The 18911-nt window shown below is 72.6% G+C and carries 18 protein-coding genes; 9 read left to right on the forward strand and 9 right to left on the reverse strand.

The window, feature by feature from the left end:
- The 4 genes from ACFZB3_RS09600 to ACFZB3_RS09615 are packed head-to-tail and all read left to right on the forward strand — an operon-like array spanning nucleotide 1 to nucleotide 4017.
- On the forward strand, nucleotides 1-774 hold the full coding sequence (locus ACFZB3_RS09600) for a cytochrome c biogenesis protein CcdA (protein WP_391372369.1): 774 nt from the start codon (nucleotides 1-3) through the stop codon (nucleotides 772-774).
- 3 nt (nucleotides 775-777) lie between these two features.
- On the forward strand, nucleotides 778-2490 hold the full coding sequence (locus ACFZB3_RS09605) for a cytochrome c biogenesis protein ResB (RefSeq protein WP_391372372.1): 1713 nt from the start codon (nucleotides 778-780) through the stop codon (nucleotides 2488-2490).
- Nucleotides 2487-3596 (forward strand): c-type cytochrome biogenesis protein CcsB, encoded by a 1110-nt coding sequence (gene ccsB / locus ACFZB3_RS09610; RefSeq protein ID WP_391372374.1) that lies wholly within the window; start codon nucleotides 2487-2489, stop codon nucleotides 3594-3596. Before ACFZB3_RS09605 ends, ccsB begins: the two co-directional genes overlap by 4 nt.
- A 25-nt stretch (nucleotides 3597-3621) precedes the next feature.
- Nucleotides 3622-4017, forward strand: coding sequence for an SRPBCC domain-containing protein (locus ACFZB3_RS09615; protein WP_391372377.1), 396 nt, complete (start codon nucleotides 3622-3624; stop codon nucleotides 4015-4017).
- A gap of 38 nt (nucleotides 4018-4055) precedes the next feature.
- Here ACFZB3_RS09615 and ACFZB3_RS09620 read toward each other — a convergent pair whose 3' ends face one another.
- The 4 genes from ACFZB3_RS09620 to ACFZB3_RS09635 all read right to left on the reverse strand — a co-directional run bounded on the left by ACFZB3_RS09620 (nucleotide 4056) and on the right by ACFZB3_RS09635 (nucleotide 9186).
- Nucleotides 4056-5603, reverse strand: a complete 1548-nt coding sequence (locus ACFZB3_RS09620) for a hypothetical protein (protein WP_391372380.1) — start codon at nucleotides 5601-5603, stop codon at nucleotides 4056-4058.
- Nucleotides 5603-7678, reverse strand: a complete 2076-nt coding sequence (locus ACFZB3_RS09625; RefSeq protein WP_391372383.1) for a hypothetical protein — start codon at nucleotides 7676-7678, stop codon at nucleotides 5603-5605. The genes ACFZB3_RS09620 and ACFZB3_RS09625 overlap by 1 nt, the downstream gene beginning before the upstream one ends.
- 94 nt (nucleotides 7679-7772) lie before the next feature.
- Entirely contained in the window at nucleotides 7773-8744 is a 972-nt protein-coding gene (locus ACFZB3_RS09630) for a 2-oxoglutarate and iron-dependent oxygenase domain-containing protein (protein ID WP_391372386.1), read from the reverse strand.
- Nucleotides 8737-9186, reverse strand: a complete 450-nt coding sequence (locus ACFZB3_RS09635; RefSeq protein ID WP_391372389.1) for a deaminase — start codon at nucleotides 9184-9186, stop codon at nucleotides 8737-8739. The genes ACFZB3_RS09630 and ACFZB3_RS09635 overlap by 8 nt, the downstream gene beginning before the upstream one ends.
- 111 nt (nucleotides 9187-9297) lie before the next feature.
- Here ACFZB3_RS09635 and ACFZB3_RS09640 point away from each other — a divergent pair, with 111 nt between their 5' ends.
- The gene (locus ACFZB3_RS09640) at nucleotides 9298-10587 is read left to right on the forward strand and encodes a PucR family transcriptional regulator ligand-binding domain-containing protein (protein ID WP_391372392.1); all 1290 of its coding nucleotides are present in this window, start codon (nucleotides 9298-9300) and stop codon (nucleotides 10585-10587) included.
- A 121-nt stretch (nucleotides 10588-10708) separates the two neighbouring features.
- Nucleotides 10709-11686, forward strand: a complete 978-nt coding sequence (locus ACFZB3_RS09645; RefSeq protein WP_391372394.1) for a CorA family divalent cation transporter — start codon at nucleotides 10709-10711, stop codon at nucleotides 11684-11686.
- Here the strand turns inward: ACFZB3_RS09645 and ACFZB3_RS09650 are convergent.
- From ACFZB3_RS09650 to ACFZB3_RS09660, 3 genes are all read right to left on the reverse strand, one after another.
- Nucleotides 11683-13149 carry a cytosine permease gene (locus tag ACFZB3_RS09650; RefSeq protein ID WP_391372397.1) on the reverse strand — a complete coding sequence of 489 codons (1467 nt, stop codon included), beginning with the start codon at nucleotides 13147-13149 and terminating at the stop codon, nucleotides 11683-11685. The two genes, ACFZB3_RS09645 and ACFZB3_RS09650, sit on opposite strands and share 4 nt — an antisense overlap.
- Before the next feature lie 156 nt (nucleotides 13150-13305).
- Nucleotides 13306-13548 carry a chaplin family protein gene (locus ACFZB3_RS09655; protein WP_391372400.1) on the reverse strand — a complete coding sequence of 81 codons (243 nt, stop codon included), beginning with the start codon at nucleotides 13546-13548 and terminating at the stop codon, nucleotides 13306-13308.
- Nucleotides 13549-13675: 127 nt separating this feature from the next.
- The gene (locus tag ACFZB3_RS09660; RefSeq protein ID WP_391372402.1) at nucleotides 13676-14326 is read right to left on the reverse strand and encodes an NAD(P)H-dependent oxidoreductase; all 651 of its coding nucleotides are present in this window, start codon (nucleotides 14324-14326) and stop codon (nucleotides 13676-13678) included.
- Between the two features lie 127 nt (nucleotides 14327-14453).
- On the opposite strand from ACFZB3_RS09660, the gene ACFZB3_RS09665 reads away from it, so the two are divergent.
- Together ACFZB3_RS09665 and ACFZB3_RS09670 are read left to right on the forward strand one after the other, a co-directional pair.
- Nucleotides 14454-14804, forward strand: coding sequence for a winged helix-turn-helix transcriptional regulator (locus tag ACFZB3_RS09665; RefSeq protein WP_391372405.1), 351 nt, complete (start codon nucleotides 14454-14456; stop codon nucleotides 14802-14804).
- A 324-nt stretch (nucleotides 14805-15128) separates the two neighbouring features.
- Nucleotides 15129-16844 (forward strand): protein kinase, encoded by a 1716-nt coding sequence (locus ACFZB3_RS09670; protein ID WP_391372408.1) that lies wholly within the window; start codon nucleotides 15129-15131, stop codon nucleotides 16842-16844.
- A 110-nt stretch (nucleotides 16845-16954) separates the two neighbouring features.
- Here ACFZB3_RS09670 and ACFZB3_RS09675 read toward each other — a convergent pair whose 3' ends face one another.
- Nucleotides 16955-17221: a PLDc N-terminal domain-containing protein gene (locus ACFZB3_RS09675; RefSeq protein ID WP_391372411.1), complete on the reverse strand. Its 267-nt coding sequence runs from the start codon at nucleotides 17219-17221 to the stop codon at nucleotides 16955-16957.
- 84 nt (nucleotides 17222-17305) lie between these two features.
- Nucleotides 17306-18169, reverse strand: coding sequence for a maleylpyruvate isomerase family mycothiol-dependent enzyme (locus tag ACFZB3_RS09680; protein WP_391372414.1), 864 nt, complete (start codon nucleotides 18167-18169; stop codon nucleotides 17306-17308).
- 203 nt (nucleotides 18170-18372) lie between these two features.
- Here ACFZB3_RS09680 and ACFZB3_RS09685 point away from each other — a divergent pair, with 203 nt between their 5' ends.
- Nucleotides 18373-18837 (forward strand): DUF3515 family protein, encoded by a 465-nt coding sequence (locus tag ACFZB3_RS09685; RefSeq protein ID WP_391372416.1) that lies wholly within the window; start codon nucleotides 18373-18375, stop codon nucleotides 18835-18837.
- Nucleotides 18838-18911 lie beyond the last annotated feature (74 nt).

An 18911-nucleotide genomic window follows, 5' to 3' on the forward strand; every position in this document is an offset into this window, starting at 1 on the left:
GTGAGCGCACTCCTGACGCTCGCGGCGACGACGGGCACCAACCAGACGGTCATGAACGGCGCGCTGCTGCTCGCCCTGCCGATCGCGCTGCTCGGCGGGCTCGTCTCCTTCTTCTCCCCGTGCGTGCTGCCCCTGGTGCCCGGATACCTCTCGTATGTCACGGGGGTCGCCGGCACCGACCTGGCCGAGGCGCGGCGGGGGCGCATGGCAGCCGGCGCCACTCTCTTCGTACTCGGCTTCACCGCCGTGTTCGTCTCCGGCGGGGCCCTGTTCGGCTACTTCGGCCAGACCCTGCAGGAGCAGTCCGGCACCCTCAGCAAGGTGCTCGGCGTGCTGATGATCGCCATGGGCGTGTTCTTCATGGGCATGATGCCCTGGTTCACCCAGCGCGAGTTCCGCTTCCACAAGCGACCGGTGGCCGGTCTCGCCGGTGCGCCGGTGCTGGGCGCGCTGTTCGGGATCGGCTGGACACCGTGCATCGGCCCGACCCTGTCGGCCGTCACGTCCCTGTCCATCAACCAGGCGAGCGCCGGACGAGGCGCCATACTGACCGTCGCCTACTGCCTCGGCCTCGGTGTCCCGTTCGTGCTCACCGCGGTCGCCTTCCGCAAGGCCCTCGGTGCCTTCGGCTGGGTCAAGCGCCACTATGTCTGGGTGATGCGCATCGGCGGCACGATGATGATCGTGACCGGTGTGCTGCTGCTGACCGGGGCCTGGGACAGCCTCGTGCAGGAGATGCAGGGCTGGTCCAACGGCTTCACTGTGGGGATCTGATCGATGAGCAAGACCGAAACCGAGAACACCGAGCCGGACCTCGGCGCGGCGGGCTCCCAGCTCTCCACCGCCCCCGCCGAGCCGCCGGCCGCCCCCGGGCTCGGGGTCGTCGGCTGGGCCCGCTGGTTCTGGCGGCAGCTCACCTCGATGCGGGTCGCGCTGCTGCTGCTCCTGCTGCTGTCGCTGGGCGCGATCCCCGGCTCGCTGATCCCGCAGAGCGGCGCCGACATCAACAAGGTCGCCGAGTTCCAGAAGGCCCACAAGACGCTGTCGCCGGTCTACGACAAGCTCGGCCTGTTCCACGTCTACAGCTCGGTGTGGTTCTCGGCGATCTACATCCTGCTGTTCGTCTCGCTCGTCGGCTGCATCATCCCGCGCGCCTGGCAGTTCGTGGGCCAGCTGCGCGGCCGTCCGCCGGGCGCGCCGAAGCGACTGGACCGGCTCCCGGCGTACACGACCTGGCGGACCGCGGCCGAGCCGGACGAGGTCCGTGCGGCGGCGCTGAAGCTGCTGAAGAAGCGGCACTTCCGCGCACACCTCGCCGGGGACGCGGTCGCCGCCGAGAAGGGCTACGTCCGCGAGTTCGGCAACCTGGTCTTCCACATCGCGCTGATCGTGCTGCTGATCGCCTTCGCCTCCGGCCAGATGTACAAGTCGGACGGCACCAAGCTGGTCGTCGAGGGCGACGGGTTCGCCAACTCGCTCCTCCAGTACGACGACTTCAAGTCCGGCTCCATGTTCAGCACCGACGACCTGGTGCCGTTCAGCTTCGACCTGAAGAACTTCAGCGCCACCTACCAGACCAGCGGCCCCAGCAAGGGCACGGCGGTCTCCTTCACCGCGGACGTCGACTACAGCGAGGGGGCCTACGGCAAGCCGAAGCGGACCACCATCAAGGTGAACGAGCCGCTGCACATCGACGACGCCAAGGTCTACCTCGTCAGCCACGGCTACGCGCCCGTCATCACCGTCCGCGACAGCAAGGGCAAGGTCGTCTACCACGACGCAGTCCCGCTGCTCCCGCTCGACAGCAACGTCACCTCCCAGGGCGTGGTGAAGGTGATGGACGGCTACCAGAACGCCAAGGGCGTCGGCGAACAGCTCGGCATCTCGCTGTTCTTCCTGCCGACGTACGCCGGCGGGTCCTCGGTGCTCTCCAGCTTCCCCGCGCTCGACAACCCGGTGCTGAACCTGACGCCGTACCACGGCGACCTCGGCGTCAACTCGGGTATCCCGCAGAGCGTGTACCAGCTCGACAAGACCCACATGAAGGAGTTCAAGGACTCCAAGGGCGCGCAGTTCCGGGACAACCTCAAGCCCGGCCAGACCATGCAGCTGCCGAACGGCGCCGGGTCCGTGACGTTCGAGAAGGACGTCAAGGAATGGGCCGGCTTCGAGATCGTCCAGGAGCCCGGCAGCGGCTGGGCGCTGGGCGGTGCCCTCTCCGCGATCTTCGGCCTCGCCGCCTCGCTGTTCATCCAGCGCCGCCGCGTGTGGGTGCGCGCGGTGCAGGGCCCCGACGGCGTGACGGTGGTCGAGATGGGCGGGCTGGGCCGCAGCGAGTCCGCGAAGGTGCCCGAGGAACTCGGCGACCTCGCCGGGATCCTCTACGACCAGGCGCCGGGGGCCCCCGACCCCGGCGACACCACTGACGACGACCCCGCAGAATCCCCCGACCCCGAAGTCGTACCTGCCGAAGGGGCTGAGAAGCGATGACTTCCGCCGCCGCAACCGCGCTCGACGCAACCACCCTCGCCGCGACCAACGAGCATCTGGCGAGCATGAGCAACACGCTCGTCTACTCCTCGATGGCCGTCTACACGCTGGCGTTCTTCGCCTACATCTTCGAGTGGCTGCTCGGCAGCCGCAGCCGGGTGGCGCGCACCGCCAACGCGCTCACCACCACGGCGGAGGCGAAGAAGGCGCCGGCCGTGACGGTCAAGAAGGCCGGCGGCACCGCCGTACTGGAGCGGCCGCAGGTCGTGGTCCGGTCCGCGGCGGGTTCGCGGGACGTGCCGGACGGGCCCGGCGCGCACGGCGGCGACGAGCAGGGCGACCTCTACGGCCGGATCGCGATCTCCCTCACGGTCCTCGCCTTCCTCGTGGAGCTGGCGGGCGTGGTCACCCGCGCGGCCTCCGTGCAGCGGGCGCCGTGGGGCAACATGTACGAGTTCAACATCACGTTCTCCACGGTCGCGGTCGCCGTCTACCTGACGCTCCTCGCCCTGAAGAAGAACGTCCGCTGGCTCGGCCTCTTCCTGATCACCACGGTCCTGCTCGACCTCGGCCTCGCGGTCACCGTCCTCTACACGGCGAGCGAGCCGCTGGTCCCGGCCCTGCACTCGTACTGGCTGTACATCCACGTCTCGACGGCGATCTTCTGCGGCGCGGTCTTCTACGTCGGCGCGGTGGCGACCATCCTGTACCTCTTCAAGGACGCCTACGAGAGCAAGCTGGAGAGCGGCGGCAAGCCCGGCAGCTTCGCCACCTCGGTCCTGGAGCGGCTGCCCGCCTCGGCGTCCCTCGACAAGTTCGCCTACCGCGTCAACGCGGCGGTCTTCCCGCTCTGGACCTTCACGATCATCGCGGGCGCGATCTGGGCGGGCAGCGCCTGGGGCCGCTACTGGAACTGGGACCCCAAGGAGACCTGGTCCTTCATCACCTGGGTCGCCTACGCCTGCTACCTGCACGCCCGCGCCACCGCCGGCTGGAAGGGCCGCAAGGCCGCCTACCTGGCGATGATCGCCTTCGGCTGCTGGCTCTTCAACTACTACGGCGTCAACATCTTCGTCACCGGCAAGCACTCCTACGCGGGCGTCTGAGCCGGCGAGGGGCGACACTGGTGCCATGGCCGGTTCCATAGAACAGGGCACCAGTCAGACCCACGGGAGAACGCACATCCTCCACTTCCGGGTGCGGCTCCCGAGACCGACGGACCAGGTCTGGCCGAGCCTCTCCACCCCGGAGGGCCTGGCCGCCTGGTTCGCTCCGGCCGACGTCCTGCAACCGAGACTGGGCGGCACGGTCACCCTCGGTGACCTGGGCACGGGCACGGTGACCGCCTGGGACGTCGACCGCGTCGCGGAGTACACGCTGGAGGGCGGCGGCAGGATCCGCTTCCACCTGGAACGCGACGGGGAGACCGGCAGCACCCTGCGCTTCACGCACGAGTTCAAGGGCGAGGCGGAGACGGAACAGCGCTGGCGCACCAGATTCGAACAGCTGATTGACTCCCTGGGGTGACTGCGAGGCGCGCGGCGCCGGGATTTCAAGGGCGCAGATCACGACGGCGGCAGACACTCCCCGCTCGGCGGCTTCCCCTCCGGCCACGCGATGGTCACGAACCGTGACCCGCCCTCCGCCCGCAGCTCCACGATCGGCACCGCCTTGTCGTACGGGTTCCCGTGCGCGTCCAGGCAGATCCACCCGCTCGCCCCGTCCACCCGCAGCGACCCCTTCACCTGCGGCCACTGCAACCCCACGTCGGCCAGCGCCGGCACGGACCGGCCCTCCGGCACCGCCTCGCGGATGCCGTGCACCGCGAGCCGCATCGCGTCGTAGCCGATGATCAGCTGCCCGTCCTCCAGGGCGACCGGCCCGATCGGCCCCGCCGGCGCCTTCGCCGCGCTCTTCAGCAGCCCGGTCAGCGTCGCCATGTCCGCCGCCGAACCGCCCGTCCTCGGGCTGCCCGTGCCCCACGCGTCCGGATGGGCGAGGGCGGTGTAGCGGACGGAGAGGTTGTGCCGCAGGGCGCTGCGGTCCAGCTTCGTCTCACCGGTCAGGTACGACCCCTCGTCCCCGGTCAGCACCGTGAACCTCCGGTCCTGGCAGCCCCGTCCGCCCAGCGCGTTGATGAACTGCCGCAGCTGGGTGTGGCGGCCGGCGAAGAGGATCGTGTCCGTCGTCCGCGAGGTGTCGCAGACCAGGTTGGTGATCTGCCGGAAGGTGTTCGCGGTGGTCCCCTCCTGGCTGCGGTCGGCCGGCGGCGTGAACGGCTGCGGCTCGTACGGCGAGCCCTTGATCAGCGCCGCGAACGACGTCTGGAGCGTCCGCGTGTAGGGGTCGCCCGGCTTGTCGTAGACGAGCAGCGCCCGGCCCGCGCTCACCTTCGCGAAGGAGGCGAGCGCGCGGGCCTCGTCGGTGTTGGTGGGGGAGACCCGGGCCAGCCCGGGGTACGGGTCCTTGCCGTTCTGCCCGTTGGCGAGGTCGTCGGCGGTGATCGACGACCCCACCACCGGGATGCCCAGCCGGGTCAGCTCCCTGACGGCCTTCTTGTTGTTGTCGGTGCTCTGCCCGACCCCGGCGACCGCCCGCAGCCGGTCCGTGCCTCCGGTCATACCGGCCAGCTGCGTGACCATCAGCTGCCAGTACCTGCTGGTCGCCCCGGGGTTGGCCAGCACCAGCCGGATCGCCGGGGACTGGCCGTTGGAGTCGTGGTTGGCCTGGTACTGGGCGAGGTAGGCGCCCTGGAGCTCGTGCTGGATGTCGGCGAGGCTGGCCGCGGCCGTCGCGGTGTACGGCAGCATCACCGCGACCGTGACGTAACTCCCGGGCTTCAGGCGGGCGTTCTCGCGGTCGATCGCCCGCACGGTGTCCCGCAGCCGCGGCTGCCCGAAGTCGTACGCGGCGGTCGCCACGCCCACGCACTCGTCGCTGCCCTCGGGGCGGGCCACCCCCGGCGCGCAGGACCGGTCGTCGTGGACGGCCGCCCGTACCCCGACGACCAGCCCGGCGATCACCGCGGCCGTGACCAGCAGGGCCAGATAGCGGCGGAGCGGAATCTCCCAGACGCCCTCACGCAACCACGTGCCCACGCCCCGCCCCGCCATCACGCCACCCCGCTCCGCTCGTCGTCGCCCTCGTCGTCGTCCGGTTCCGCCGGCAGGCCCCCCACCAGTGCGGTCGGCCAGGTCCGGGAGGCCTGCCACAGCAGCGCGTTGTCGGCCGGACGCAGGTTGGACAGCTGCTCCAGCTCGAAACGCAGCCGGTCACCGACCCTGGGGTCGGGCAGCACCAGCGGGTCGGACAGGTACCACATCGCGTGCAGCAACCGCCGCACGCGCAGATGCAGTACGGGATCCACCCCCTCCGGCACCCGTTGGCCCGCGTCCGTGCGGCCCAGCGCCACCGCCGCCCGCCGGTCGTCGTGACCGGTGAAGTCGTGGCCCTCGGCGTCATGGGCGTGGAAGTAGGGCGCCGTGCCGAGGAAGCGCAGGACGCGCAGCCAGGCGGGGGTGTCCATGACCGGGAAGGTGTCGCGGAGGTGGGCGACCGCCGGCTCGGTCCGCCCCAGCGCCAGCTGGAGGTACAGCCGGAAGCGGGCCTGGTCCTCCGCCGCGTAGAAGGCGATCAGGGTCTCGTGGGCGGTGCGCCAGCCGCTGTGGTCGGCGTCCCGCAGATGCAGCCGGAGCAGCAGCAGGGTCCGGGTGAAGCGGTCGCCGACGAACTGCCCGTACCGGGCCGGCATGCCCTCCTGGACCAGCCGGCCCTGCAGAGCCCGTACGTCGGCCGGGCCGAAGTCCTCCGGGAGCAGCGCGGCGGCCAGCGCGCACGCCGAGCCGTAGTCGTGGGCGCAGGCCAGCACGGTCAGTTCGTCCAGACGGTCCCGCGGGACCAGCCGGTCGAGGAGCTGGAGGTAGGCGGGGGCGGCCGGGCCCTCGTCGGCCAGCCGCACCTCGGCGGTGAGCAGGGCGGCCGGCGAGCCGGCCCGCTCCGGGTACTGGGCCGCGGCCTCCGCGAGCACGGCGATGCCCAGCGGATTGCCGCCGGTCAGCCGGTGCACGGCGTGCGGAAGCCGGGGCGCGGCCGGGGCGCCGACCAGGTGCAGGGTGTCGTCCGGGGTCAGCGGCGGGAGCGCGACCAGCAGCGCCCGTGAGGAGGGCACGGCCGGGTCCGGCGTCCACTCGCTGCGCCGGGCGACCCCGGCCAGCTCCCGCCGGATCCCGGCGCGCAGCAGCTCCCGGCCGTCGCCGCGCAGTCCGGCGACGAACGCCACCTGGTCGGCGTGGCCCTCGGCGCGGTCCCTGAGCACCGCCTCCAGCAGGCCCGGCCCCGGCCCGGCCTGCACGTTGTCGACGAGCACCAGCGGCCGGCCGAGCCGCTGCATCCGCGGCAGCACGCCCGCGTACGCCTCGGTCAGGTCGGCGAGCAGGGCCCGCACCAGGTAGCGCTCGGCGTGCTCGCGGGAGGTGCCGCCCGCGCGGAAGTGCCCGGAGAGCAGGATCAGCCCGCGCTGGGCGTGCCCGCCCGCGTTGGGGTACGTCCGGTACCAGACCGAAGCCTTCTGGTGGCGGCGGCTGGCGAAGCCCTCGGCGATCGACTCCAGGGTGGCCTCGATGGCCCCGGAGACCAGCGGGCCGGTGCCGGTCGCGGCGGCGACGACCTTCGCCGTCACCTTCCCGGCCCACCGCCCGGCGAAGCCGCTGATCCACGAGCCGCTCTCGTTCAGCAGCAGGATCCGCTCCACCTCGCGCCGGATCCGCTCCGAGTCCGCGTCGCCCCAGCCGCCGGCGGCCACCGCGACCAGGCCGGACATCAGCCGCGGGAACGTGATCCGGCCGGCGCCGGTGACCGGCTCGGCGAGCTGCTCGGCGACCACGAGCAGCGCCTGCGCGACCGGCGACCAGGACTCGGCGGGCCGCTCCGGCGGCGGCCCCGCGAACTGCGCCTCCGCACAGTCGACGAGCGCGACCGGGGTGTGCCCCTTGTACGCGTCCCGCAACTCGCCGAGCACCGCGCTCTTGCCGAGCCCCCGCGCCCCGGTCAGCACGACGAACGGCAGCTCGCCGGGGTGTTCGAGGGGTAGGACACGATGCTGGTACGGCCGTAACCCGACGATTCTCGGCACGAGCCCGGCCGGCTCGACGTCGAACAGCGCCCCGCGCCCGTGCAGCCGTCTGTGCAAGGCAGTCCCCCCTCAACACGAGTGTAGGAAGGGGGAGTTGCTTCGAGCCAGAGCAGGTGATGACTGTTGGGTCACGAATCCTGACGCTGTGAGATCAGCCGACGGTGATGGAGTCCAGCTTCTCCCGGAGGTAGACGTGCGAGTCGACCGCCGGGTACGCCACCCTGCCGACCGGCGCCGGCACGGACTCCACGGTGGTGCCCGGGGTGCACTCGCCGAAGTAGACGAGCGACATCAGCTCCTCGGCGGGCGCGTCCGTGGGCGGCGGCAGCACCCGGTGCCGCCCCGACCGCCACCGGTCGCCGGTCCAACGGGCCATCAGGTCACCGATGTTGATGGTGAACGCGGCGGGGTCGAAGGGCGCGTCCTCCCAGCCGCCCTCGTCGGTGTACACCTGCAGCCCGCCCTTGCCGGCCTGCCGGTCCAGGATGGTCACCGTCCCGAAGTCGGTGTGCGGCCCGATCCTGAACTGCCCCGGCGCGGGCTCGCCGAGCACCTCGGTCCCCGGATACCAGTTGATGTTGAAGCCGTACGTCGGATGGTCCATGTGCCGGGAGAAGAAATCCCGTTCGAGCCCGAGCGCGTACCCGAGGAGGGACAGCAGCTCCTTCTCCAGCTCGGCCATCCGGTCCAGGTACTCCTCGCAGAGCGTCCGCAGCTCCGGCACCTCGGCCGGCCACACGTTGGGCGCGTACCACTCCGCGTTGACCACCGGGTCCTCGAACGGTTCGTGGGTCGCGAAGGTCAGCGACTCCTTCAGGTCGGGCGGCGTCTCGGTGCCCTCGGAGTACCCGTTGGCCTCCGCGCCGGGCCCCAGCCAGCCGCGCCCGCCGACCTTCGCCTCGTAAGCCTGCTTCGCCTCGGCAGGCAGGGCGAAGAAACGGCGCGCGGCCTCCCGGACGGCCGTGCGCAGCTCCGCGTCGACCCCGTGCCCCGTGACGAGCAGGAAGCCGGCGGTCTGCAGGGCGGAGTCGACGGTCCGGGCGATGTCCTCGCGGGCCGTCGGGTCACCGTCCAGCCAGGGACGCAGATCGATGGTGGGGATGCGGGGCGTGAGCTCACTCACCGATGTCCTCATTCCACAGAGCCGGGTTGTCGTTGATGAAGTCGCGCATCAGCGCGACGCACTCCTCGTCGTCCAGCAGGACGATCTCCACACCGTGTTCGGCGAGCCAGTCGTGGCCGCCGTGGAAGGTGGCCGCCTCGCCGATCACGACCCGGGAGATACCGAACTGGCGGACCAGACCGGAGCAGTACCAGCAGGGTGACAGGGTCGTCACCATGGTGGTGCCCCGGTACGACCGCTGCCGGCCCGCCGCGCGGAAGGCGGCCGTCTCCGCGTGCATGGCGGGGTCGCCGTCCTGGACCCGCCGGTTGTGGCCGCGGCCGAGCAGTGCGCCGTCGGCGCCGTAGAGCGCGGCACCGATCGGGATGCCTCCCTCGGCGAGCCCGGCACGGGCCTCGGCGACGGCGGTGGCGAGCCAGGTACGGGCTTGCAGTTGATCCATGACGTCACTCTCCCGTGGCCGAAACACGAGGGCAACGTGCGGAAAGTACCCTCCGGGCAACCCCCGGCCGGACGAAATGTCAGCGGCCGTGCCCGTCCCCTGGAGGTCGCCGTGCCCGCACTCACCCTCCGCGAAGTCCTGGCCCTCGACCCCGTGCGGGCGGCCCGCCCCGAACTCCTCGCCGGGGAGGGCGCCCTGGACCGCCCCGTGCGCTGGGTGCACTCCAGCGAGGTCTACGAGGGCGCCAACTTCCTCGACGGGGGCGAACTGCTCCTCACCAACGGCTTCGGGCTGACCGACGCCGACGACGAGGTCCGCCGCCGGTACGTGCGGGAGCTGGCCGCGCGCGGTGCGGCCGGGCTCGCGGTGGAGGTCGGGCGCGCGCTGCCCGGCATGCCGCCCGAGGTGACCGACGAGGCCTGCCGGCTCGGCCTGCCGCTGCTCGCCCTGCACCGGGTGGTGCCCTTCGTGCGGATCACCGAGGCCGCCAACCGGGCGATCGTGGCCCGGGGCCTGTCCGGCCGCCGTACGGTCGTCCGGGCCTGGGGCGACGACCACGCGGCGGCGCTCCTCGCCGACCTGGCCGACGGGCAGGCCCTCAACCAGCCCGAGGTGGAGGCGCGGGCCGCCCTTGCGGGGTTCCACCCCGGCCCCGGCGCCCGGCTGCTCGGCGTCTCGCTGCACGGCAGCCGGGGCGTGGGCGCGGTGGACCGGGCGGTACGGGTGCTGGGCGGGGCCGGGGTGCTGCGGGCCGCGTTCCCCGGGGACGTCCTGGCCCTGCTCGCGGTGCCGGCCGCCGTCTCCGGCGACCCCGTGCGGGCCGTGCAGGAGGCGTTCCGGGGCACCGCCGAGACGGGGGCCACGGTCGCCGTCGGCCACGCGGTCGGCCCCGGCGGCTGGCTGCACTGGAGCGAGACGCTGCGCGCGGCCCGCACCACCCTCGAACTCGCGCTGACCGTGCCGCCCGCCGAACCGGCCGTGCCCGAGGGCCCGTCGGTGACCTCGGCCCGCGCCCTCGCCCTGGAGCGGGAGCTGACCCGGGGCGGGGTCGCCGCCAACCGCGACCGGCTCGCCGCGCTCGTCCAGCACACCCTCGGCCCGCTGCTGGCCTGGGAGGCGGCCCACCCCAGCGACCTGGTCCGCACCCTTGAGGTGCACCTGCGGCACGGCTGCTCCCCGACCCGCACGGCCGCCCTCCTGCACATCGGCCGCCAGTCCCTCTACCAGCGTCTGGAACGCATCGAGTCCCTCCTCGGCCTGGAGATCGACGACCCGGACCTGCTGGGCGAACTCCTGACGGCGGCCTGCGCGCACCGGGTGGTGCGGGGAACTGCGCGACCAGCCACGACGGCGCGGCAGCCGGCGGACGCCATGCCGCGGCACCTCCGGCGGAGCGCCTAGGCGCGGGGTTGCCGCCTCGCCCGGACGGCCCGCACCTGGTCGGGGTGGCAGCGGGTGCGCGCACCGCGGGCCGCACGCAGGCTGGGAGCGTGGGCGACGGGATCAGCGGCGAGGGCGATCGATGATCGTGACGGTGGTGTCGGTGCCGGACGGGGGCACCACGACGGTCTCCGTTCCGGAGGCACGCCGGCGGCTCGCCACGGACCCGTTCCTGCTCCTCGGCGTCGAACTGCCCGAGGAGGAGGACCCGGCCGAGGAGCCGGTGGTCCGGCAGCTAGGGCTGGACGACGAGGACCTCGAATGGTTCGCCCGGCCGGGCGGCTCCCCGCGGGCCGAGTTCCTGGGCGACACCGCCGGGTTCGTCGTGCCGGTGGTCCGGGCCGGCCAGGTCCACCATGTGCACGCCCTGGCCTCCGAGAGCTTCCTGGTGGTCGTCCACTGGGGCCGCCGGGCCGGCCTGGCGGGGGACATCAGGGCACTGGTGCGGCGGGAGCGGCCGCGCGACGCGGTGGCCGCGCTGTTCCTGCTGCTCCAGGAGGCGCTCTCGACGTTCCGGCGGGCCGCGGTGGAGGCGCTGCTCCAGGTGGAGGAGCTGGAGGACGACATGTTCGAGGCGCGCCGCCCCGAGCAGATCTACCGGCTGTCCCAGCTCCGCCGCCACTCCGCCGTCCTGCACCACGCGCTGCTGCCCTACCTCCAGGGGGTCGACGAGGTGATCACCCGCAGGATGCTGAGCCCCGACTTCCCGGTGGAACGGCAGCGGCTCGCCCAGGAGTTCCAGCGGGCGGCACGGCTGGTCCTCGCGGACATCGAGTCCCTCCAGGACGCCACCCGCCGGGCCTTCGCCAGCTACGGCTCCCTGGTCGCCGGCGAACAGAACGGCGTGATCAACCGGCTGGCGATCGTGTCGGTGATCTTCCTGCCGCTGTCGTTCCTCACCGGGTTCTTCGGCATGAACTTCGAGTTCCTGACCAACCGGCTGGAGACCCGCGACGAGTTCTGGCTGCTCGCCGTGGGTCTCCAGCTGGTCGCCGTGGTCGGTTCGCTGTTCCTGCTGCACCGGAGCCGGATCTGGCGCAGGCTCCGGGACGACGACTAGGCGCGCTGCTGGGTGGGGCCGCTTCGGGGGTCGTCGGCCGGGTGCGGGCCGGCGGGGGCCGGTCGCGCAGTTCCCCGCGCCCCGATGGGGCGCAGGACCGCGTACAGCAGGGCGCTGACCGCGAAGCCGACCACCGGGGTGATGTCGCCGAAGGACGGCCAGTGCTTCGGGACGTAGCCCACGTAGTCCTCCTGGTTGGAGAAGAGCGGGACGGAGACCGCGACGCCGGTCAGCAGCGAGGAGAGGCCGGGCCAGTTGGTGAAGGAGCGGTCGGCGAGGCGGGCCGAGAGTTCCTCGTCCGTCGCCGTACGGCCCTGGAGCCACCGCTCCACCAGGACGACTCCGAGCCAGGGCGCCACCCAGTAGGCGATGACCAGCAGGAACGCCTCGTAGGCCGCGCCCGCGTCGTCCAGCGAGGCCCAGGCGGCCGCCGTGCCGACGATGCCCGACACCACGACCAGGGCGCTGCGGCTCAGCCAGGTGGGGAGCTTCAGGCCGAAGGAGGCGATGGAGATCGCGCCGGAGTACACGTTGAGGGCGTTCGCCGAGATCCCGCCGAGCATGATGGCGAGCAGGACGAGGTCGCCGAGCCAGCCGGGGAGGTGGCCGGTGAAGGCGGCGGTCGGGGTGGCGTCCTTCGGGGCGATGATGGTGGCGGAGGCCGCGCCGATGACGGCGACGATCGAGACCGACACGAACAGGCCGACGGCCGGCCACAGGACGGTCTTCGCCCTGTTCGCGGTGCGCGGCAGGTAGCGCGAGTAGTCGGTGGCGTACGGGTTCCAGCCGGCCGCGTAGCCCCAGGCCGCGCTGAAGGCGAGCAGGAAGCCGCCGACGCCGCCGCCCGAGCCGCCCCCGCCGAGGTCCGCGTCCTTGAAGGTCCACACCCCGGCCAGCAGGAAGACCACCGCGAGCGCCGGGAACGCGTACTTCTCGAAGGTGTGCACGAAGTTGTGGCCGATGAAGCCGATGAGGATCTCGGCGACCACGACGAGGAGCAGGGAGGGCAGCGGGCGCAGGCCGGTCAGCGTGTTCAGGGCGAAGGCCGCGCTCACGCTGTTCACCGCGAACCAGCCGACGCCGGCGAGCAGGCCGTTGGCGGCGGAGGGCAGGATGTTGCCGAGGAAGCCGAAGGAGAAGCGGCCGATCACCATCTGCGGGACGCCGAACCGGGGCCCGTCCAGCGAGAGCACGCCCTGGGTGACCGCGCCGATCGCGGTGCCCAGCAGGATCGCGGCGGTCGCCGTCCAGAAGTCCAGGCCGAAGAAGAGGACCGCGATCACGCCGATGTAGACGGTCGCGAACTCGATGTTGGGGGACGCCCAGGTCCAGAGCAACTGGAGCGGGCTGCCGTGGCGTTCGGCGTCGGGGATCGGTTCCGAGCCCGCCGCCTCCACGGCGATGACCCGGTCGCCGTACTCGGGCGCGATGCTGGTGGTGGAACCGGCGGGAGCAGTCGTCATACGAGGTAAGTGTCGGGATCGCTCCCGGTGCGGCCCAGGGGCGCACTGTCCGCTTCGGGCGGCTCACCGGCGTACAACCTGCACGCATGCGAGGAGTTCCGCAGGCGTGCTGCCTCCGGAACTCCTCGGACGATACCCGCGGCGGGCGGGCTCGGGTCAGCCGTTGGTGCAGGTGTTGGCCGCCGCCGGGTTCAGCAGGCCGATGACGTCGATGCTGTCGCCGCACAGGTTCACCGGGATGTCGACCGGGACCTCGATGACGTTGCCCGACAGCACACCCGGGCTGTTGGACGCGGTACCGGTGGCCTCGGCGCCGTTGTCGGCGAACGCGGCGGTGGTGCCGCCGAGGGCGAGGGCCGCGGCGACGGCACCGGTGACGGCGAGAGAACGAATGCGCATGACGGTCTCCAAGGTGTCTGGATGTCGGAACGCGTCCATCACAACCGCCGGCCACCGGGCCCGCATGCGCTGCTGGTCCGATCGGCGCAACCGGTCCCGGACCCGGGGCCCGGGACCGGTGCGTAGGTCACGCGGCGAGGCGGTCCGCCAGCTCCTTCGCCTTGCTGGCCGCGTCCTGGAGGGCGCGGTCGCGGGAGGCCTCGTAGAGCGGCACGAGCTCGGCCATCGCCGGGTTCTGCGGGGCCATGGTCAGCTCGGGGACGATGAAGTCGACCTCCAGGCCGAGGCCTTCGCCGAGCAGCGCGGTCAGGTAGTTCTGGACGTACTCGAACGGCTCCCGCGGGGTGCCCGGGGCGTAGGAGCCGCCGCGGCTGGCGACGACGGTGACCGGCGTGCCCTTGGCGGAGGGGTTCTCGCCCATCGTGCGGTTGAACAGGACCACGTTGTCCAGCCACGCCTTCAGCGTCGACGGGATCGTGAAGTTGTACATCGGGGCGCCTATGAGCAGCGCGTCCGCCTGCTCCAGCTCCTCGATCAGCTGCACCCGGACCGCGAAGGCCGCCGCCTGCTCGGGGGTGTGGGTGCCGGGGTCGGCGAAACCGGCGGTGTGGGCGTCCGCGCTCAGGTGCGGTACCGGGTCCGCCGCCAGGTCGCGGTAGATCACCTTGCCGTCGGGGTGCTGCGCCAGCCAGGCCGTACGGAAGGCGTCGGTGACGGCACGGGAGGAGGAGGCCCCGCCGGGGAGGAGGGACGAGTCGATGTGCAGAAGCGTGGCCATGAGAGGTCTCCGGATACACGGGCCCGGGGCAGGGCCGCGGGGCTGAGAATTCGTACTCAGCTATAGATAACACAGGTACTTACTTTTTTTCATCCTCTTCCTTCGGGTGGGGCTGTACCCTGATGCCATGGCGGTGGAGCAGGTCCATGACCCGGAGGCGTGCAAAGGTGTCGACGACGGCATCACGCGCGTCTTCCAGGTGCTCGGCAAGCGCTGGAACGGCCCGATCCTGTCCGTCCTGATCGAACAGCCCACGCACTTCGCCACCCTGCGCCGCGCCATCCCCGGCATCAGCGAACGCATGCTCTCCGACCGCCTCGCCGAACTCGCCACGGCGGGACTCGTGGTCCGCGAGGTCGACGAGGGTCCGCCCCTGCGGGTCACCTACCGGCTCACCGCATCGGGCGCCGCGCTGGAGCCGTCGCTGCGGGAGCTGCGGGAGTGGGCGCGGGAGCACCTTCCCGACTCGCCCTGCTGACGACCGATCGTCCACGGGACGCTCGCCCAGGGCCCCCGGCGCAGGGCTGAGAACGGTGGATCCGTGCCAGGCCTGAGCAGGATCCGGCCCGCCGGCGGCCGGGCGCGCGGCGCCGCCGTGGCACAGTTCCGCCACCAGCCGCAGAGGCGTGGCCGGGGTGGCCGCGGCCTCGCCGGTGCGCCCCGCACGTCGCTCGGTCGCCGCGGTGTCCGCAAGGGCAGACCAGGGGGCAACTTGCGGTGCGGGGGCGGGAATCGGTCATCCGTCGTGCGTCCCGGTCCTATGCTGACCGGGTCTTCGGGAGTCAGCGGTGCGGGAGGGGTCGTGGCAGCTCTGGAGCCCGGCGATCCGCGTTCCGTCGGGGAGTACCAGCTGCTGAGGCGGCTCGGCGCGGGCGGTATGGGCCGGGTCTTCCTCGGCCGTTCCCCGGGCGGCCGGGCCGTTGCCGTGAAAGTGGTCCATGCCGAACTGGTCGCGGGACAGCCCGAGTTCAGGTCACGGTTCCGGCGTGAGGTGGAGGCCGCCCGCAAGGTGAGCGGTGCCTTCACCGCGCCCGTCGTGGACGCCGATCCGGACGCCCCGCTGCCCTGGCTGGTCACCAGCTACATCGCCGGACCCTCGCTCCAGGACGCGGTCGCCGAGCGGGGGCCGCTGCCCGCCGCCACCGTTCTCGATCTCGCCGCCGGGCTGGCCGAGGCGCTCACCTCCATCCACGCGGCCCAGCTGGTGCACCGGGACCTCAAGCCGTCGAACGTACTGCTCGCCGAGGACGGGCCGCGGGTCATCGACTTCGGTATCGCCCGGAGCGTGGAGTCCTCGGCCATCACGCAGGCGGGGCTCATGGTCGGCTCGCCAGGTTTCATGTCGCCGGAGCAGGTCGCGGGCAGCGAGGTGACCGGTGCGAGCGACGTGTTCTCGCTCGGCGCGGTGCTGGTGTTCGCGGCCACGGGCGGCAACCCCTTCGGCGCCGGGCCCACCCCGGCCCTGCTCTACCGCGTCGTCCACGACGCCCCCGACATCACCGCCGTCTCCGACCCGGCCCTCGCCTCCCTCGTCGCCGACTGCCTGGCCAAGGACCCGGCCCGCCGGCCCACTCCGCGCGAGATCCTGGCCCGGATCGGGCCGGCGGCCGACGCCACCGCCTTCCTCCCGAGACCCGCCGCCGACCCCAGGGCCGAACCCCGGGCCGACCTCACGCGCCCGGCGCCGCAGCCCGCCGCCGCGACCCGCCCGGTCACCCGGCTCGACCCGGCGCCGCAGCCGGTGCCGGTGCCGTACCGGCGGAACCCGGGCACCAGCCGCCGTACCCTGCTCGTCTCCGGGGGAGCGCTCGCCGTCGCCGCGATCGCGGCCGTACCGGTCGCGCACCTCGTCAACCGGGGCGGCGGCGACAAGTCCCCGCAGCACTCCGGCGGTTCCGTCTCCGTCTCCGTTCCCTCGCCGCTCGATGCCTGGCCGCTGGACGAGACGTCGGGCGCGGTCGCCGCCGACGACACCGGCCGCTTCGACGGCACGGCCACCGCGGTCGGCTGGGGGCGGGGCAAGGACGGGGCCGCGCTGTTCGACGGCGGCACCAGCCAGATCATGACGGCGGGGCCGGTGCTCCGGACCGCCGGGGGCCGTGGCTTCACCGTCTCGGCGTGGGTGGCCCTGAGCAGGGTGCCGTCGTCCTTCGCCACCGCCGTCAGCCAGGACGCCGGCGACGTCAGCGGCTTCTACCTCCAGTACTCGGCCGCCGAGAACCGCTGGGCCTTCGCCCGGCCCGACCTGCGCGCCCTGTCCTTCACCGTCCCGAAGCCGGACGTCTGGACCCACCTGGTCGGCGTCTACGAGGGCCTGCGCAACCAGCTCCTCCTGTACGTCGACGGCGTTCAGGAGGCCGGCATCAACGACGGCAACCCCGTCGCCGCGCTCGGCCCCCTGGTGATCGGCCGCGCCACCACCGGCGGCGTCCCCGTCGACTGGTTCCCCGGCTCGATCAAACAGGTCCAGGTGTTCCAGCGGGCACTGACGGCGGCACAGGTCAAGGCGCTTCTTTAGCGGTCCTGTTCGAATCGAATACCGTCAATCGGAGCAGCCGTTCTCCTGCTTGGCCACCGCCACGATCGGGACGTCAGCCCATTCAACGGGACGTGCGGACGTTCTGACAATCAGTCCGTCCGCGGATCCTCCGGTTTCAGGGACTTCAGGAACTCCGGGTTGTCGTCCGGGGCGACCCAGCGCTCGCGCGGCTGCCGGCTCTTGCCCGCCACCAGCCAGGCCACCGGGCCGACCAGGACCTCGCCGAAGAGCAGGATGACGAACACCCACGCCAGCTTCGGCAGGGCGCGGACCTCGTCCTCGGGAGTGTTCAGGCAGTCCACGAAGGCGTAGATCCACAGCGCGAGGACCAGCAAGTAGGGCAGATACCTGAGCATGGCGGCCAGACTACTGAAGTCGACGGCGTGATGTCGGTGCGGGAATGCGGTCGGGCCGGTGCCGTCAACGGATGTCAGTAGGCGTCAGTAGACGATGGACACGATCTGGCACGCGGCTTCGGCGAGCCGTCGGTCGCCGTGTACCTGGGCGCGGGACAGAGCCTCCGCGGGAGCGATGTTCCGCGTGGACAGCCGCCAGACGGTCTCGGTGTCCAGCAGGACGGCCGCGGTGGGCCGGCCGGCCGGCGGTTCGGCGAGCGACCACCGGTCCGCCGTTGCGGTCGCCGTCCAGCTGCCGCCGCCGGGGCCCTCGGCGGTCACCTGGAGCTGCGCCCCGACCGGTGCCGTCGTGCGGTGGAGCGTGTGGGGCAGGGCCCGCATGAAGGTGTCGAGAACCAGGGCCAGGGGACGCGGCTCCGGGTCGGTGGCGTGGCCGACGGCGTGCCGGATCTGCTGCCGGTGGGTCCAGTGCTCGGTGAACTCCCGGGCGATGTCCAGCCACGCCGGTGCGGGGTCGGCCCCGGCCCACGACACGCTCAGCTCGGCGACCGCGCCGAGGTCGGCCGCGGCGAACCGCCGGGCGAGCCGGGTGCCTGCCGCCGACAGGGCGTCGACGAGCGCAGCGGGGCTGTCGTCGGCGTGCAGATCGACCCACGCCTGGTTCATGCGGTGGATGAACGCCGCCAGGGTCTCGCCGTCGGCGAAGCCGTTCCGGTGGTCCTCGCCGAGGCGGCAGTGGTAGTCACCGAGGAGGTGGGCGGCGACGTCGTGCACCGTCCAGTGCCCGGCCGCCGGCCTGCTCCACTCGGAGGGCGTCAGGCCGCGCAGGGTGCCGAGCAGCGAATCGAGCTCCGGACCGAACAGCGCACGCGCGTCGATCGGGTGCCCCAGCCAGGAGACGCCGGACACCCCGGATACGTCGGACACGCCGTCGGACTCGGGACTCATCGCCACAGCCTGTCAGCCACGAGCCGTGGCCTGCCACCGAATACCACTGCCACTGCCACTGCCACTGCCACTGCCACTGCCACCGCCACCGCCACCGGGCGGCCGAGGACGCGGACCGGCGCCCGGGCATCATGGGTCTCCTCTGACGGCAGGGGACCGGGAGGGGAGTGGTGGGGGTGCGTGGGTGGTCGCGCAGGAGGTGGGTGGCGGGCGGGGTGGCCGTGGTGGGGCTGGGAGTCGGGGGCGGGCTGGTCGCCGGTGAGCTGGACTCGCCGGTGTTCGGGCTGGCGCAGGGGCCGTTCGCGGAGGATCCGGGGTGCGGGCGGCTGGCCGACCGGTACCCCGACCGGCTCGGGGGCGCCACGCGCGACCGGGTCACCTTCGCCGGGCTCGCGGTCTGGGGGCACGGCACGGTGGAACTGCGCTGCGGCGTGAACCCGCCGGGACCGACCACGGACGCCTGTGTCAGCGTGGACGGTGTCGACTGGGTGTGGCGGGAGGCGGCGGGGAACGGCCGCAAGATGCTGGTCACCTATGGCCGCAGCCCCGCCGTGGAGGTCTCGGTCGCCGGCTCCGTGGCGGGTCTGGACGCGGTGCTGGTGGACCTGAGCCGCCTGGTGGCGCCGATCCGGGAGGGCGCCGGATGCCTTGCCGCAGCGCCCCTGTAGGGGCGCGGGGAACGGCGCGGCAGGCCACGGATCGCCGGTAGTCGCCGGTGCACGGAACCACCCCGCCCCTCGGG

Source organism: Streptomyces sp. NPDC008092 (assembly GCF_042957285.1).
Classification (GTDB): Bacteria; Actinomycetota; Actinomycetes; order Streptomycetales; family Streptomycetaceae; genus Streptomyces.

What these genes read in the sequence shown, in the direction of transcription:
- ACFZB3_RS09605 (WP_391372372.1), top strand. Translation starts at nt 778, where the DNA reads ATGAGCAAGACCGAAACCGAGAACACCGAGCCGGACCTCGGCGCGGCG.
- ccsB (WP_391372374.1), top strand. Translation starts at nt 2,487, where the DNA reads ATGACTTCCGCCGCCGCAACCGCGCTCGACGCAACCACCCTCGCCGCG.
- ACFZB3_RS09615 (WP_391372377.1), top strand. Translation starts at nt 3,622, where the DNA reads ATGGCCGGTTCCATAGAACAGGGCACCAGTCAGACCCACGGGAGAACG.
- ACFZB3_RS09620 (WP_391372380.1), bottom strand. Translation starts at nt 5,603, where the DNA reads ATGGCGGGGCGGGGCGTGGGCACGTGGTTGCGTGAGGGCGTCTGGGAG.
- ACFZB3_RS09635 (WP_391372389.1), bottom strand. Translation starts at nt 9,186, where the DNA reads ATGGATCAACTGCAAGCCCGTACCTGGCTCGCCACCGCCGTCGCCGAG.
- ACFZB3_RS09645 (WP_391372394.1), top strand. Translation starts at nt 10,709, where the DNA reads ATGATCGTGACGGTGGTGTCGGTGCCGGACGGGGGCACCACGACGGTC.
- ACFZB3_RS09650 (WP_391372397.1), bottom strand. Translation starts at nt 13,149, where the DNA reads ATGACGACTGCTCCCGCCGGTTCCACCACCAGCATCGCGCCCGAGTAC.
- ACFZB3_RS09655 (WP_391372400.1), bottom strand. Translation starts at nt 13,548, where the DNA reads ATGCGCATTCGTTCTCTCGCCGTCACCGGTGCCGTCGCCGCGGCCCTC.
- ACFZB3_RS09660 (WP_391372402.1), bottom strand. Translation starts at nt 14,326, where the DNA reads ATGGCCACGCTTCTGCACATCGACTCGTCCCTCCTCCCCGGCGGGGCC.
- ACFZB3_RS09665 (WP_391372405.1), top strand. Translation starts at nt 14,454, where the DNA reads ATGGCGGTGGAGCAGGTCCATGACCCGGAGGCGTGCAAAGGTGTCGAC.
- ACFZB3_RS09675 (WP_391372411.1), bottom strand. Translation starts at nt 17,221, where the DNA reads ATGCTCAGGTATCTGCCCTACTTGCTGGTCCTCGCGCTGTGGATCTAC.
- ACFZB3_RS09680 (WP_391372414.1), bottom strand. Translation starts at nt 18,169, where the DNA reads ATGAGTCCCGAGTCCGACGGCGTGTCCGACGTATCCGGGGTGTCCGGC.